Source organism: Stieleria magnilauensis (assembly GCA_007753675.1).
GTDB lineage: Bacteria > Planctomycetota > Planctomycetia > Pirellulales > Pirellulaceae > Stieleria > Stieleria magnilauensis.
This window is the reverse complement of sequence record CP036432.1, coordinates 9809616-9824700: the sequence shown is the minus strand read 5'-3', so window position 1 is coordinate 9824700 and position 15085 is coordinate 9809616. Positions and strand designations below refer to the sequence as shown.

General features: G+C 58.4%; 10 protein-coding genes. 3 read left to right on the top strand and 7 right to left on the bottom strand.

The genetic code is table 11. The features are described from left to right. Positions 1-552: 552 nt before the first annotated feature. A complete protein-coding gene (locus TBK1r_RS35140; RefSeq protein ID WP_419580133.1) occupies positions 553-2262 on the bottom strand; it encodes an IS1182 family transposase in 1710 nt (569 codons plus the stop codon). A 467-nt stretch (positions 2263-2729) separates the two neighbouring features. Here TBK1r_RS35140 and TBK1r_RS35135 point away from each other — a divergent pair, with 467 nt between their 5' ends. Both TBK1r_RS35135 and cydB read left to right on the top strand, forming a co-directional pair. After that, complete coding sequence (locus tag TBK1r_RS35135; protein WP_145223310.1) at positions 2730-4202, top strand: cytochrome ubiquinol oxidase subunit I; 1473 nt, start codon at positions 2730-2732, stop codon at positions 4200-4202. Continuing rightward, positions 4202-5230, top strand: a complete 1029-nt coding sequence (gene cydB, locus TBK1r_RS35130) for a cytochrome d ubiquinol oxidase subunit II (RefSeq protein WP_145220566.1) — start codon at positions 4202-4204, stop codon at positions 5228-5230. Before TBK1r_RS35135 ends, cydB begins: the two co-directional genes overlap by 1 nt. 7 nt (positions 5231-5237) lie before the next feature. On the opposite strand, the gene TBK1r_RS35125 is transcribed toward cydB, so the two are convergent. From TBK1r_RS35125 to TBK1r_RS35105, 5 genes are all read right to left on the bottom strand, one after another. Beyond that, a complete protein-coding gene (locus TBK1r_RS35125; protein ID WP_419580700.1) occupies positions 5238-7427 on the bottom strand; it encodes a DUF1559 family PulG-like putative transporter in 2190 nt (729 codons plus the stop codon). Positions 7428-7447: 20 nt separating this feature from the next. Next, on the bottom strand, positions 7448-9619 hold the full coding sequence (pilM, locus tag TBK1r_RS35120; protein ID WP_145220562.1) for a pilus assembly protein PilM: 2172 nt from the start codon (positions 9617-9619) through the stop codon (positions 7448-7450). Positions 9620-9663: 44 nt separating this feature from the next. Further along, positions 9664-10866, bottom strand: a complete 1203-nt coding sequence (locus tag TBK1r_RS35115) for an Ig-like domain-containing protein (protein WP_145220559.1) — start codon at positions 10864-10866, stop codon at positions 9664-9666. Positions 10867-10983: 117 nt separating this feature from the next. Further along, the gene (locus tag TBK1r_RS35110; protein WP_145220557.1) at positions 10984-12243 is read right to left on the bottom strand and encodes a DUF1559 family PulG-like putative transporter; all 1260 of its coding nucleotides are present in this window, start codon (positions 12241-12243) and stop codon (positions 10984-10986) included. Positions 12244-13038: 795 nt separating this feature from the next. Further along, positions 13039-13776: a 3-keto-disaccharide hydrolase gene (locus TBK1r_RS35105; protein WP_145220555.1), complete on the bottom strand. Its 738-nt coding sequence runs from the start codon at positions 13774-13776 to the stop codon at positions 13039-13041. Positions 13777-14097: 321 nt separating this feature from the next. Between TBK1r_RS35105 and TBK1r_RS35100 the strand changes: the two genes are divergently transcribed. Beyond that, complete coding sequence (locus TBK1r_RS35100; protein ID WP_095739865.1) at positions 14098-14478, top strand: DUF3127 domain-containing protein; 381 nt, start codon at positions 14098-14100, stop codon at positions 14476-14478. A gap of 76 nt (positions 14479-14554) precedes the next feature. On the opposite strand, the gene TBK1r_RS35095 is transcribed toward TBK1r_RS35100, so the two are convergent. Beyond that, a complete protein-coding gene (locus tag TBK1r_RS35095; protein WP_145220552.1) occupies positions 14555-14902 on the bottom strand; it encodes a P-II family nitrogen regulator in 348 nt (115 codons plus the stop codon). Between the last annotated feature and the right edge of the window lie 183 nt (positions 14903-15085).

Genomic DNA, 15085 nt, shown 5'->3' with positions numbered 1-15085 from the left:
AGGGCTTGCGCCCTGCCGCTAACAAATAACGGATGGTGTGAGCGGAACGGCGCGAGCCGTCCGGTGGCGGCGCTTGGAAACGCGTTGACGGACCGGAGGGCTTGCGCCCTGCCGCTAACAGATAACGGATGGTGTTAGCGGAACGGCGCGAGCCGTCCGGTGACGGTGCTTGAAAACGCGTTGACGGACCGGAGGGCTTGCGCCCTGCCGCTAACAGATAACGGATGGTGTTAGCGGAACGGCGCGAGCCGTCCGGTGGCGGCGCTGGGAGACGCGTTGACGGACCGGAGGGCTTGCGCCCTGCCGCTAACAGATAACGGAAGGTGTGAGCGGAACGGCGCGAGCCGTCCGGTGACGGCGCTTGGAAACGCGTTGACGGACCGGAGGGCTTGCGGCCTGTCGATTTAGTTCCTGGGGACGGTTGATTCGATTTTGGTTCCGGACGAGGCTTTTATGGTGCTATGCGGGGCATCCAGAGTCGTTGGTAAGCGTGTTGACGGGATCGTGGCGTTCGCTTGTGGCGGATTTCGTTCGAAATGCCCCCTATCTCCCCTAGTTTGCTGTTCCGAGCGATTGTGTCGCCGCGGCGGCGCGCAGCTTCGCCAAGTAACTCATGATTTTCTTCAGATTGAATCCGGTCGCCGCCCAGCGCCATTCTTGATTCACACCTGCGATACCTCGAAGCAGGAATCGCCGCATATCAAGCGTGCTCTTGATCACGGCGAAAGGCGTTTCACCGAAATGCTGACGACGAGAGTAAGCCTCTTTGGCTGCAGGCGTTTCCATTCGCGCACGCTGCCGACGTCGCGCTCCTTCATGCTCATCATGCATCGTCTCGCGACCACGTGGCGGGCCAGGCTTGCGACCACGTCGCTTGCCCGCTCGCTTGTCCGACGAGGTCGCTTCGCTGGACTCCTGGGACGATGCCTCGCTGCTGCTTGCCTCGTCTTTTGGCTTCACGTTCTTGCGACAACGCCCAGCCAGCGTGCAGCCCTCGCATTCAAAACAGGTGTAAACCTTTCGCTGCACCGGAGAGCCGTCGCCATGCGTCGTGTTCTCGGTCGTCCGATGTGAAAGCACTTTGCCTGCCGGGCAGTAATAGCAGTCGTTCGCTTCGTCGTACACAAACGCTGCTTTGTCAAATCGTTTGGTTTGTGGATTAACCGGCAACTGATCAATCTGATCGGCGGCAACGGGCTCAGTCAAATCCGAACGCTCGGCAGGGTTGTTCTCGCGATTGGTTTCGGCAAGCGGGCCAATCAGTTCGATCTGTTTTTCCTCAGCCGCAGTGAGGTTTTTGCCCGTCGTGTAAGCCGAGTCAGCCATGACTCGCTTAATGTCAATTCCAAAGTCGTTGGCCACACAGTCGACGATGGTGGCAAATTCGTGGTGTTCGACGTTGCCGATCAAGACGTCCGCCGCAACGATCAGGCCGCTCTGCGTTTCGGTCGTCGCCATCGGAGTAAAGTTGGCTGCGTAACCACCCTCCTTATTGGGAAGAATGCGACTGTCCGTGTCAGTCTTGGGTAACTGGGCGGGGCCCTTCGTCCCATTTTTCCTGCGGACTTCGTCCATCGCATTGACCGTCTCCAGATGAGCGGCCAGTTGTGAGCGGCGTGACTTCAAGTTGGCGACGGCGGCGGGGAGGCGGTCCGCCGAAACGTCCTGGCCGATGAGATCTTCGTCGCATGCGTCGTTGACTTCGAAGGTTTCCAGGGCCTCATCAATTTGCGCGTCAAGTTCTTCGAGTGCTTTGGCTAATCGTTTGGCCGTCCAAGTCTTGTATTTGTTGGCGTCAGCCAGGATGCGTGTGCCGTCGATGCACAGTTCCGAGAGATTGGCGATCCCCAGGTTGATCGCCAGCTTGACCATTTGTTTGAAGATGCCTTTGACTGCATCACTATTGTTTCGGCGGAAGTCGCTGATCGTGCTGTGATCGATGCGGCGACCGCTGCTAAGCCAGATAAAATCGATCGAATGCTTGAGTTCGTATTCAATGTTCCGGCTGGATCGGATTCGCCGAATCATGGCAAACAGCAGGATCTTTGCCATTACGCTGGGATGGATCGGCGGCTGACCGAATCCGCCGTTGTAGGCCGCCTCCCAATCAGTCCAGTCCATCTGATCGAGAATCTCGTCGACCAAGCGAACGGGATGATCCTGAGGGATGAGTTCCTCCAGGGCGGTGGGAATGAGGACCAGTTGCCCGCGTGGTGTAGGAGCTTCCTGCCAATAGCTGGTCTTGGGTTGTCTCTGGCTCACTGGGCAAGCCTCCCTGCGTGAGAAGTGAATCGCGACGACGATCCGCCAAGAATAGCAAACATCGTGACGATGCCTACTAAGCCACCTCCCCTCGTTTTGTGGATACACTAAACCGACAGGCCGCTTGCGCCCTGCCGCTAACAAATAACGGATGGTGTGAGCGGAACGGCGCGAGCCGTCCGGTGGCGGCGCTGGGAGACGCGTTGACGGACCGGAGGGCTTGCGCCCTGCCGCTAACAAATAACAGATGGTGTGAGCGGAACAGGGCGAGCCGTCCGGTGGCGGCGCTTGGAAACGCGTTGACGGACCGGAGGGCTTGCGCCCTGCCGCTAACAGATAACGGAAGGTGTGAGCGGAACGGCGCGAGCCGTCCGGTGGCGGCGTGCGACAATTGACCGGCTGCACGCGGTGGGTGCCCAGGCCTAGAATTCAGCATCGCAATCCTTCTCATGTTTGAGAAAACCATCATGATGGACGTCGAACTTCTCAGTCGACTGCAGTTTGCCGGAACGATCATGTTCCACTACTTGTTTCCGCCGCTATCGATCGGTCTGGGGCTGCAGTTGTTCTTGTGCGAGTTGGCGTATGTCCGCACGGGGCATCCGGCGTGGGAAGCTGCGGCTCGATTTTGGACGCGCGTCTTTGCGGTCAATTTCGCGATGGGTGTGGCGACCGGGATCGTGATGGAGTTCGAATTCGGAACCAACTGGGCGGCGTACTCGCGATTCGTCGGCGATGTGTTTGGGTCCGCGCTTGCCGCCGAAGGCATTTTTGCGTTCTTCTTGGAGAGCGGATTTCTGGCGATTCTGGTGTTCGGCTGGGACCGCGTCGGTCCAAAGATGCATCTTTTCAGCACCTTGATGGTGTTTCTCGGATCGGTCTTTAGCGCCGTTTGGATCGTGATCGCCAACAGTTGGCAACAGACTCCGGCGGGCTATCACATCGTTTGGCAAGAGATTCAGGGCCAAAGCATTCCCCGCGCCGAAGTGACGGATTTTTGGGCGATGGTGTTTAATCCATCGTCGGTGGATCGTTTGACACACACCCTGATCGGGGCGTTGGTGCTGGGCGCCTTCTTCGTCGCGTCGGTGTGCTCATTCTATTTGCTCAAGCAGCGACATGAAGACGTCGCGCGGCGTTGTCTTTCGATTGCCCTACCGAGTGCGTTGGTGTTCACACTGCTTGCCGCACTGACCGGTCACGACTCGGCCCAGAAATTGGTCGATACGCAACCGGCCAAGCTGGCTGCGATGGAGGCGCATTTTGAAACGACCGACCAGCCCACCGGGCTATATTTATTCGGCTGGCCGGATGCGGAAAACGAAACGGTTCACTTCGGTGTTCGCGTGCCTTGGTTGCTCAGCTTGATGGTCTACAACGATCCCGGCAAACCGGTTCCGGGCATGGATCAGATTCCCGAATCCGACCGCCCGCCGGTTTGGCTGCCGTTTCAAACGTTCCACCTGATGGTCGGCTTGGGCACGATGATGATCGTGCTGGCGGCGTTGGCGTGTTGGTTTTGGTTTAAACAAACGTATCAAAATCATCGCTGGTTGATGTGGTCGATCGTGTTGATGCCGCTGGCGGCGATGACGGCCAACCAGGCCGGCTGGATCACCGCCGAAGTCGGACGGCAACCCTGGATCGTGCACCCGTCCGTTCAAAACGGTGTGGAGATGATGGGGTTAAGAACGAAAGATGGGCTGAGCGAATCGGTGACGGCCGAGCAAGTGCTCAGTTCGATCGTCTTGTTCGCCGTCATCTATTCGCTGTTGTTCGCGGTTTGGATCTTTGTGCTCAACCACAAGATCCAACATGGACCCGAAAGCATCGAGGAACTTGAATCGCATAAGCGGACTCGCAGCGCATCGAAACTGTCGGATCAGATCCGTCACGGAGGCACAGGCCGTGGCGGCGGACTCATGGACGAGGAGTTGTGATGAGCTACGACACGATCACGTTGGTCTGGTTTTTCCTGCTCGGTGTGTTGCTGACCGGGTACGCGATCCTGGACGGATTCGACCTGGGGGTCGGAATCCTGCATCCATTCATCGCCAAAGATGATCGCGAGCGGCGGTTGGTGATGAACTCCATCGGACCACTCTGGGACGGCAATGAAGTCTGGTTGGTGACCTTCGGCGGGGCGTTGTTCGCTGCGTTCCCCAACGCCTACGCCACGGTGTTCAGCAGTTTTTACGCCGCGTTCCATTTGCTGTTGACGTGTCTGATCGGCCGGGCGGTCAGTTTGGAATTCCGTTCCAAGGTGCATTCGACCGCTTGGCGACGTTTTTGGGACACCGGATTTTTTCTCTCGTCGATCACCGCGGCGGCTCTGTTAGGAATCGCCGGCGGTAACGTGATGGCCGGCATGCAAGTCGGCCCGATGTTCCGATACGAGGGCGGGTTGCTGGACCAGTTGTACTGGTATCCGTTGCTGGTCGGGGCGCTCACCGTGTCGTTGTTCGCGCTGCACGGGTCGATCTATCTGTTTCTCAAAACAGAAGACGAGCTGCAGCAGCGAGTGCGCAGCCGGATCCTTCCACTGTTTTATTGTTTTGCGGGACTGTACGCGGTGGTCACCATCGCCACCTGGTTGCATGTCCCGCACGCGACCGAAACGCTGACCCGGCATCCATGGTTGTGGATCGTTCCGGTGCTCAACGCGTTGGCGGTGTTGAACATTCCGCGGGCGATGCATTTGGGCAAACCCGGCTACGCGTTTTTTACTTCGTCGATGGTCATCGCCGCGTTGGCGTCATTGTTCAGCGTCGCGATCTTCCCCAATTTCGTGCTTTCGACGATCGATCCGGCGTACAGTGTGACGCTGGAGAACGCCCGCAGCAGCCACCAGACGCTGATCACGATGCTGTGGATCGCGTTGATCGGCATGCCCTGCGTGGCCAGTTACACGATCACGATTTACTGGATCTTTCGCGGCAAGGTGCAACTGGATTCGAACAGTTATTGAGTCGGCATCAGTCGTCGTCATCGTGGTTTCGGCGCGCCACGCGTCCGCCTTTGGCGGCGATCGAGGTGAGGCTTCTGGTGAGATCGACGCCGATTTCATCAGCCAGTTGAATGCACAACGCGATGGGGCTGCGGGCATCCGATTGGTCGGCTTCTTTCAAACGGTTTTCGACGTGAATTCGATCGAGCGACTCGGGTAGTCGCACGATCGATTGGGAGTACCACATCACCGCACGATCTTCGGCGCCTTGGCGGTAGGCGCCGGATCCGCGCCGGCTGAGTTCCCACCAGGCGTCACCGAGTGCGACTTGATCGATCGCACGCGATGCCCCGCGGAGGTCCATTTTGACGACTTCGACCAGATCTCCGCCGGTGCCCTCGGCAATCAGGGGCAGCCCGGTTTGCCAATCCCCTTTGATGAAGCACAGGAAGCTACCGAAGGCGGCCCCTGCGGCGACGTCCTCGGGGTTGGTGCGAAACCGCTCCAGATCATCGACGGATTGGTCGTACTCGCGTTTCGCCGTGCCGAGCTGTGTTCGCAGACGCGTCAACAAACGCGAGACCTTGTCTTCGCGATTGCTTGAGGTGAATCGGTTCGCGATGCGGGCGACGGAGCTGGCCAGCATGTATTCGTTTTCGCGAATGCCCGCATAGATCACGGGAATCGCCCGTTTGAGAATGCCGTCACCCTTGACGATGCTCGCGTCGCGGCTGGCGGTTTCTTCGCCAAAGGCTTGAATCCATTTCAAGTTCTCGCGAAACGAGTCGACTTCGAATCGGGCCACGCGTTGATCGATGGCTTTGATCAACAGGGTTCCGTCATTGGATTCGATTGCCAGCCGGAGCGCGGCCTGTTGTAGCGCAAACGCGCCGGACGGATCGGCTTCCATGTCCTCGGCAAGGGCGACAAATTCCGAAGCCAGCTTTCGTTTCTCGTCGGCGCTCTTGGCGTGTTGGATCTTGTCGCGGAAGATTTCTCGCAGCTTGTTTTGGGCAGCGGTGAGTTCGATCGCCGAGGGAACGGGTTCTCGCGTCATCGCCGGATCGTCGACCATCAGCGGCAGATCGATGCCCATGTCGACTTGCGGTCTGATGATGTCGTCGGCCGTTTCGGCGACTTGATCGGGTGTGAGGGACGCTTCGGGTTCGGGGTCGTCTTCGGCTTGTTCGACCGTGATCGCACGATGGATGTCTCCGGCGCGAAGCGCGTCACTTTTGTCGTAGGTCATCGCCTGAAAAAGCTTCGCGTCGCTGAGTCCCTGCTCAAGTAGCACAGGGAAGCCGTTGGCCCAGAGGGCGAAGGTCCCATCGACGCGCAGTTTGCCCAGGTAGGGGCTCATCTTCATCGGCGACTTGGGATCGAAGTCCTTCGGTTCGGTCCAGTGGACGGCGTGCGCGTCATTGACCTCGACCAACATGATGGTGTTCTCGGGGCCGTCATCGATCATCGCCGGCGTGAGCGCCCTGTTTTCGCCAAAGATGAAGGCGGAATCGACCGGCAGCTGATAGTTGGTTTTGACGTCAAAACGCTCGGGCGAGACGAAGGCATCGGGGATGTGCTGCAGCAGGTCTTTGTTGGGTGGCATGTTCCAAGCGCGACTGAAGTCAAACTGCTTGTACAATTCCTCGTGACCCAGGTAGGGCAACAATTCGACTCGCCACGAAAGCGTCGGGACTCCACCTGAATTGGTCGTGTAAGACTTGGGGTAATGCCCCTTATCATCCAGGTACAGGGTTAGCGCTTCGTTGATCCGTTGCAGATTCTCAAACGCTCTTCGTCGGCGCTCGGCAACGGTCAACTCGGTATCGGGTTGGCGTTGCGAGATCGGTCGGATGCCGATCGTGTCTGTCAAACTCGTTCGGTCATCGGATTCATCGGATTCGCTTTCGGCGATTTCTTGGGTCGGTCTGTCCTTCGGCAGCGACGACGCGACACTGGTGTTCACGATTTGCGGGCGCGGCTTGGCAGCCACCGGATCTGCGACGGGATCGGCGGCCGTTGCCGGCTTCTCGGCGGCGTTTTGACTGGCAACCTCCTGGTTGGCGGTTCCGCCACCGCGATCCCGTTGCGCATGTTTGAGGAACAGGTCTTGCTGACTTTCGCCACATCCCTGAATCAGGCCCAGCAGACAAATGAAGGCTGCATAGCGGAACGATTTCGGCATGTCGTCGGTGCTGCGTTGCGTTGAACCAGGCACGGTACTCTCTCTTTGAACGTCTAAATGTCGCATAGAATTCGCTTGACCCAACCGTGTGTCAGGGCTCCACCGCCACAGCACCAAGTTTGCTGGATGTCGAATTCGTCGTGTTGTTCGCATTGGTCATTGACCAGTTTGGACAGCCTTCCACGCATCTCATCGATGCGATGTTCGACTCCTTCGAATTGAGTCTCCGGATGCTCCAGAGACGCGGGGTTGCGTTTCAGTTTTTCTGCCTCGGAGTGTGTCGTCTTGGTGGATCGGCTGATCAATCGAGTGAATTCATTACCACCCGATTCGAAGGACCAGAACCAGCATGACACGCTGCTGACGATGATCGCGATGGTCATTTCCGCGCCACAGTCAAACAGAGCCACGGTCGGCAACTTCGCGTCCGCACGGTCCGCGGTTTGATTCAGTTCCAACTGATCGGCGAACTCAAATGCGGCAAAATTCATCAGGGCGATTGGTGTCGCTTGCAAGCCACTGACGGGCAAACCGGCCAGGCTGAGATTCTCGAGATAGCGATCAACGAACTGCTTCTTTGCCGCTGACACAAACGCCGGGCGTCCGATCGCAGTCAATTCGTCTTCGGGAAGGGGGGCAATCCATCGCACGCAAGCCACTTCGTCCAGCGGCAGCGGAATCCGCGACTCCACCTCCTTTTCGAACAATCCTTTCACTTGCTTGTCGGCGATCGGAGGCAATTTGACGAAGCGTGAAACCAGCTCGCGGGCAGGGAAACTGACCCAGACGGGCGTCGATTCGACATCGTGCTGGTCCATGAACGTTGCGATCGCCGTCCGAATCGATTCGTCCAGTGTGGATTCGGCTGTGCCTCGCGTCAGCGGGGCGTCGAAGGAGAATATGTGGCATTCCGCTAAACGGGGCCGTTGTTCGCTGGTCAGTTCCAGGCAAACCGCTTTGATACCTGACGCGCCGATATCGAGCCCCCAGCATCGTTCTGCTTTCTTGCGGCCGAGTCGTTTCAACAGGCCTTTCTTGGGAGAGAAATCGTCTTGGAAACGCCCCAGCCCGAGTCCTTGCAGTGCCAGGCCGATGGCGGCGTTGAATTGACCAGGTGCGGCGCGGAGTGCGGCGTTGTCCTCCAGGTCGATGCTGGTCGGAAACGCCAGGATTCCCAGCGAACCGCCGACCCAGCTACGCGGTTTGACCTCCAATGGTGCGAACAGGTCGCGAGGTGTCGGCCGGGCCGCTTTGACCTGTTGGCTCAGCCGTTGGAGCATCTTGACCGCTCGGGGGTCACCACCGGATCGCTCGCTCCAGTGTTTTGAAATCCGCCCCAACGTCGGTGTAGCAAAGGGTTCACCGTTGAATTGGTCGGCCAGCCATCCGATTCGTTCGACCGTCTGATTCAGGTCGTCATAGGCTTGGTTGCGTGCGATTGCGGGGACACATTGCAGGATCTCCGCGGCCGCCGTGGACTTGTGATTTTGGTGCAGCGTGGTCGCTTTTGCGACCAGCTTCTTGCCCACCTTGCGGGCCAGGTTGGCGACGGTCTCGTCATCGGGCTTGAGTTCCAACAAGCGGTCCAGAATGGCTCCTGATGTGGTCCAGTCCCGTTTCTGAAACGCTTCCTGCAGTGATTGCTCGGCATCGTCAAGCTGTTGGAGCAACTGCCGGGATTGCTGCAGCTGACGTTCCGCCTCGGGCGTTATTAATTTCGGCGACAATGCAGAGAGCAATTCGACGACGCGTGCCGGGTCGCCTGAGTCGTAGGCCTGTTGTGCCGCTGCGATCCGCTCCGACGCCGAGCCGCATTCTTGCTCAGCGATCCGGTCAATCTTTTGTTGTGCCGTTGTCGCTTGGGTGATCACGTCCTTGAATCGGTAATCCTTTTCACGCGTGACGACGGCCAGCAGCCCTTTTGATCTTTCAAAATCGCGTTCTTTCGCGGCGTCGATCGCATCGGCGATCTTGGCTTCCAGATCTCGTTTGCGTTTGGATAGCGAGGCCACGAGATCCGATCCGCAATTGCCGCAAAACGACTGCGTCAACAACACGGGCTTGCTGCATTGGGCGCAGGGCTCGAGTAGTGCATGCCCGCAGCCGGCGCAGAATTGACCGCCCGACGGATTGGTCGCGTCGCACGCACCGCAAGTCATCTTGCCGGACGGCTGTGTCGGGCTTGCCGACGGGGTGATCTGATCAACAGGTGAAGAACTAGACATCTCGAACTACGTGACGAAGAACTAAAGCGGGTGAAGCATCCTGGTCAATCGGCATCAAAATCACCGACAACGCCGTACACCGGCAGCCAGTTGGAATACGACTTCATCTCGGGATCACCGATTTGAATGTAGCCATGTTGCTCGGCGAGATTGAAGCGTCGATACGGGCAGCCTTTGGGAATCGAAATCCGTAGCCGATAACTGCCGTCAGTCTCGAGTGGCTGGAGTTCGGCTTGCAGCTCTTTCGGCTCGATGTCAAGCACCGCGATTTTTCGGGAGCGATCCGCACGGGAGCGGACGACGACAAATAGATCGTGTTGCTCGTTGTTTTCCACGGTGCCGAAATCGACTCCGGTGCGACGATCGACGTTGGGCCCGTAAAAGCCGATGGGCGGACGAACTCGACCCCCGAAGTCCAGCTTGCATTGCTGTTCTTGGCCGTCGATCTCGACCGTCAATTCCAGTTGGTCGCTGTAGTGGCCATAGTCCTTGGCTTCCATTTCAACGGTGATGCGACTGGCCGCCGTTACCGACAGGTCGCCGAGAGTCTGGTCACCGACAGTCTGATTGTCGATCGGTTCGGGAACGGCGACCCACTGAAGATCAAATGCCGCATTGGAAACATCGACGACGTTCAAACGTTGCGCCAGCTGACTGTAGATCAGAAAGTCGACCGTCGATGCCTGTCCCATGTCATGGCTGCCGAAGTCGATCGCGCCGGGAAGGACCAGCTCTTTTCGTTGTTGACTGAACACAGACAAGACGACCGTCTTGTTCAACGGATCGTTGGTCGAAATCGTCACCCTGCCTTCGAAAGGCTCGGCTGACGGTTGACGGCTGGCAACCAATTCGATCGTGCATCGAGTGGATTCGCCCGGTGCCAGTTGCTGCCCTTCCAATTGGGCCGTCAAGCGATCCGAATTGGTCTCGCGGATTCGCAGATTCAACTCGGCATTGCCGACGTTTTCGATCTCGACGGTGTGCCGCACGGTTTCTCCCGGCCGGACCCAACCGAAGTCGTGCACCGCGGGCCACGCTCTCGCCGAAGGGCGGGGCTTGTTTTGATACGTTTCTCGCTCAATGGCTTGCCTGTCCAGTTCCGCGACACGCTGATCGTAGTCATCGCGTCGGCTGTCGGGGACGCCCCACGGCTTGTAGCTGACGACCTGGGTGAGGGCCAGGGCGAACGAGGCAAACCCGAATACCAGGCCGCCGAAGACGAGCAGTCGTTTTGTAAATTGATTCATTCCAGTCTTTCACATTGCCGCGTCGATTCAACACGAGAGACCCCCATGACATCGTGTGCCATGGAGGTCCTCAAAAGTGACATTTCTGCCGTCTCGTTGGACAGAAAGTGTTCGTGATCAGTTCTCTTCGAACTGGCCCTTGAAGGAGCTTTCGTCCAGGAACAGGCCGCTGAACATTTCAGCCGGCTGCAGTTCGACCGTGCTGCCGGCGTATCCGACACCCGAGTAATCGGTCAAGTTGTCCGGGACGGGAAAGCCGGGGTTCAGGTAGCCGTCGCCGTTCTCGTCTTGGAACAGTTGGACCGAACCGTCACCCATCAAGATGTTCGCTCCGCCGCTGTGGATGGCGAACCAGTCACGCGTGTCTTGCAGGTAGAAACCCGAGGGGCTCGAAGCATCCGATCCCAAGGGGGCTTGGCAATTGACGGTCGACGGTGCGCCGCGCTCGCAGTTGATTTGCTCGACCATCGAGACGGCGGCGTTGAGCAGGATCAAGCGATTGTTGGTCGTCGCCAAGTAAGCGGGGCCATCGTTGAAGGCTTCTGCGAGCAACATCCCGCGGGGCAGTTCTTCTTTGGTGTTCGGAACGTCGGTCCCGAGAATCGCTTCGTCAACGTCACCCGGGCCGGCGTCGCCGAGCAACGGAATGTTGCTCGTCGCGATGCGGCTGCGATCCAAGACCGAAGCCAACAGCGGTCCGCTGGTGTCTTGACGCTCTTTGAATTTCCCACCGGTCGACGAGATGATCTCGCCCGCCGTGCTGTCGTATTCCATGATCGGGGCGACGCGAACGAGGAAGTAGCCGGCCGCGTAGTTGGTCATGTAACCCTGGTCCACGTACAGGCCACCGACGTACTCGGCTGCACTGTTGTATTGGGTCGCACCGACGGTCACGGGGTTGGCCGCAAAGTCGACCGCTGCGTTGGACGAATCGAACATGCGATCAGCTGCGCCGGCACGCATGCGGGTCCAGCTGTTACCCGCTGACGGGCCAACCGTCACGCCGTTGCCCGACGTCGAGATGCCGATCAGGTCGTTCAACTTTTCAAGTGCCTTGGCGGGGTTGCTGGGGCACAACATGTCACCGGGGATGGCTGATCCCGTGTTGACCATGTCGGCGACCCAGCCGTAGGTGTCCATGTCACCGTCACGCTCGAAGTCGGAGGCACCGGTGCACAAACGGCCCAGCGGGTCACGGTCGGAGAACGTGTACATTCCGATTCCGAACTGACGCAGGTTGCTCGAGCACTGGGTGCGGCGAGCGGCTTCACGAGCCTTGGTCAGGGCCGGCAACGCCAACGCGGCCAGCAGGGAGATGATGGCGATCACCACCAACAGTTCGATCAGGGTGAAACCTGATTTTCGCATACGCGACATTTCGAATTCCTTGTTTGGATTTCTGTGGATTTGTCGATCGGTGCAACGCACGCGATGCGACTGACTTAGGAACAGAAGCAGTGAACCTGATTCCGGTGAAGCCTTGATGGAGTGAAGATGAGCAATCGATCAAACTCTTGCCGTGTCTTCGATTCCGCAGTGCCTGGCCCGTGAACCCGGTTGCTTTGACAGGCGTATTCAAGCGGGAGCTGGATCTGCTGCAATCTCAAACCGATTGAATTGCGTCAGACTTCATCGTTCCTTCGCATTGCGTCCGCGACTCCTTCACATCACTCGGCGCAGCCGTCACGCGAGGCGGAATTCGAGGCGCAACCCAAACACTGGCTTCACGAATCCTTCACAGTGGGTGAAGGCGGTGGCGTGCGAGATGGCTGCACGAGAGAGGGGCGGCGGATTGCCCGATTGAATCGGGACAGGCGGTTGGTGCGCGGCCTATGGGCGAATACCGCTAAGTAAGCATCGCTTCTTTGTGCTGGGGCCCGTAGGCTCGCGCCAAACGGCTGATCATTCGTTTGATATCAGCCGGTTCGCGCCAGCGTCCGGGCCTGAACCACCACGAAACGCGCCGGCGCCCGTAGACGCCTTTAGGCTCGCGTCCAACGGATGATTCAATCCAATCAGCCGTTGATGAGTTTCGCGGTGGTGGGGAAGAGAGGGTGGCCGGGCGCTGCGCTTTTGGGGGGACGCAAGCTGGAAGCTTACGCCACTTGGAAGCTCACGCCACTTGGAGGCTCACGCCACTTGGAGGCTTACGCCACTTGGAGGCTTACGCCACTAGAGGTTTTGCAGGCGGACGTTTTTGAATTCGGCCCACATCGGTGCTCCGGCGTGCAACTGCAGTCCGAGGAAGCCTTTGGAAAACGACTTTTCGGGATGGTTGTCGGTGAAGTCCAGGATCAACCGGCCGTTGAGGAAGTGTTGCAGATGGTTGCCCTTGGCGATGATCACCACGTCGTTCCACTGGTCGACTTTCATCAACTCTTTGAACTCCTCTTTGCTGATCAGCGGTTCGCCGATGACCTTCTTGCCGTCTTTGTTCCAGACCGCTTTTTCACCGACCAGACAGATGCGTCCGCGCGAGCCTTTCTCGTCGTAGATGAAACCCGGCACGTTCGGCAAGTCTTCTTCGTTGCGGATCTCATGTTGATAGCCACGCAGCACCCATTGGTTGACCGCTTGCTCGTCCGTCTTGACGCGTTGCGATCGATACTGAATGCCCGAGTTGTTCGACGCGGTGCAACGGAACGACAATCGCAGCTCAAAATCAGCGACTTCGTCTTTCCAAATCAGAAACGTATTTCCCTTGGTCGAAACCTCCTTCGTCGTCTCGCCGTGAATCACGCCGTCGCGAACACTCCACAGCCGCGAGTCTCCGTCCCAACCGGTCAAGTCTTCGCCGTTGAACAGTTGGGTCATGCCGTCCGGTTCAGGCGGCGCCGTGACCGCGGGCGACTCGGCAAGGCAGGCGGAAACGAACAGACAAAGGGTGCCGAACAGGACGGGGCGGAGCATGGGAGTTCTCGTGAGAGGGGAATGTTTGGCAGTGAAGCGGATTCAAGCCCGGCATTATGACCGCAGACGCCGGGGGGTGCCAGGGTTTCAGGTTTCGGGTTTCAGGTTTCAGGTTTCAGGATTTTTTCGGTCGGACACTCAAGATTTTCCTGTCATCCATTTTCTTGTCGACTCCTCCCGGATCCCCAGCGTCGCTCTGCGGCCCGCCATTTTTTGCCATCTCTCCACCGCCGACCCTGCTCCCCCTCTCACTCTCCAGCCGGACAGGCTACAATTCGCGACCCCGAAAAACACTAATTCCGAGCGATTTTGAGAGAAGCGATGAGCGACCCATCCGTAACCGGCGTTGTCCATTTGATCGAGGAAACCAAGACGTACGGCAGCAAGGGTTTTCGCAAGCGATTGGTGGTGTTGGAGCAGGACAAAGGCAGCTTCACCAATTTTGTGCCGGTCGAATTCACCCGCGATTCCTGTGACTCGGTCGACGAGATGAACGAAGGCGACGAGGTCGAGATCACCTATCGGCTCAACGGCCGACGCTGGCAAAAGGACGCCAACAGCGAAGTCAAGTTCTTCGTCAATGTCGAAGCGACGTCCTTCAAAATCACCGGCAACGCCAACCCGGCCGACGCGATGAGCGAGCGGGTGACCGACCCCAACGCGGCGTTTGACGAGGCCAGTGAAGAAGACGCCCCGTTCTGATCGGCGTGCGGTGGAAGTGGGATAGGCTTCCAGCCTGTCAAAGAGGCTGATCGAGAGGCTGGCAGCCGGTTCGGCGTTAGATCGCTTCGCTGCCGGTCTCGCCAGTGCGGATGCGGATGCAGTCGTCCATCGGCAGGACGAAGATTTTCCCGTCCCCGATTTCGCCGGCGTCACCGCTGCGTCCTCCCGACAGGATCGCTTCGATCGTCGGTTTGACGAACTCTTCGTTGACCGCGATCTGCAATTGCACCTTGCGGAGCAGGTTGACGCTGAATTCGGTGCCGCGGTAATTGCCGGTTTGTCCTTTTTGGCGGCCAAAACCTTGGCAATCGAGCACGGTCAAGCGGTGCACGTCGACTTGCGTCAAGGCTTCTTTGACCGCATCGAGCTTGGTCGGTTGGATGATGGCGATGATCAATTTCACAGGTGCTGCGTCCTTTGATGGTTTCCGTCAACGCATCCACCAACAAGTGATCGCGTCTGGCGAAGGGCGACTATAACCGAACGGCGGCGACCAGAAAAAGCCCCAGGCAACAACGCTGCAACGCAGCGTCCCAGGAAAAGCCCGGGCTCGGAGGAGCGAGGCGGACACTCCTCCGAGCCGGGC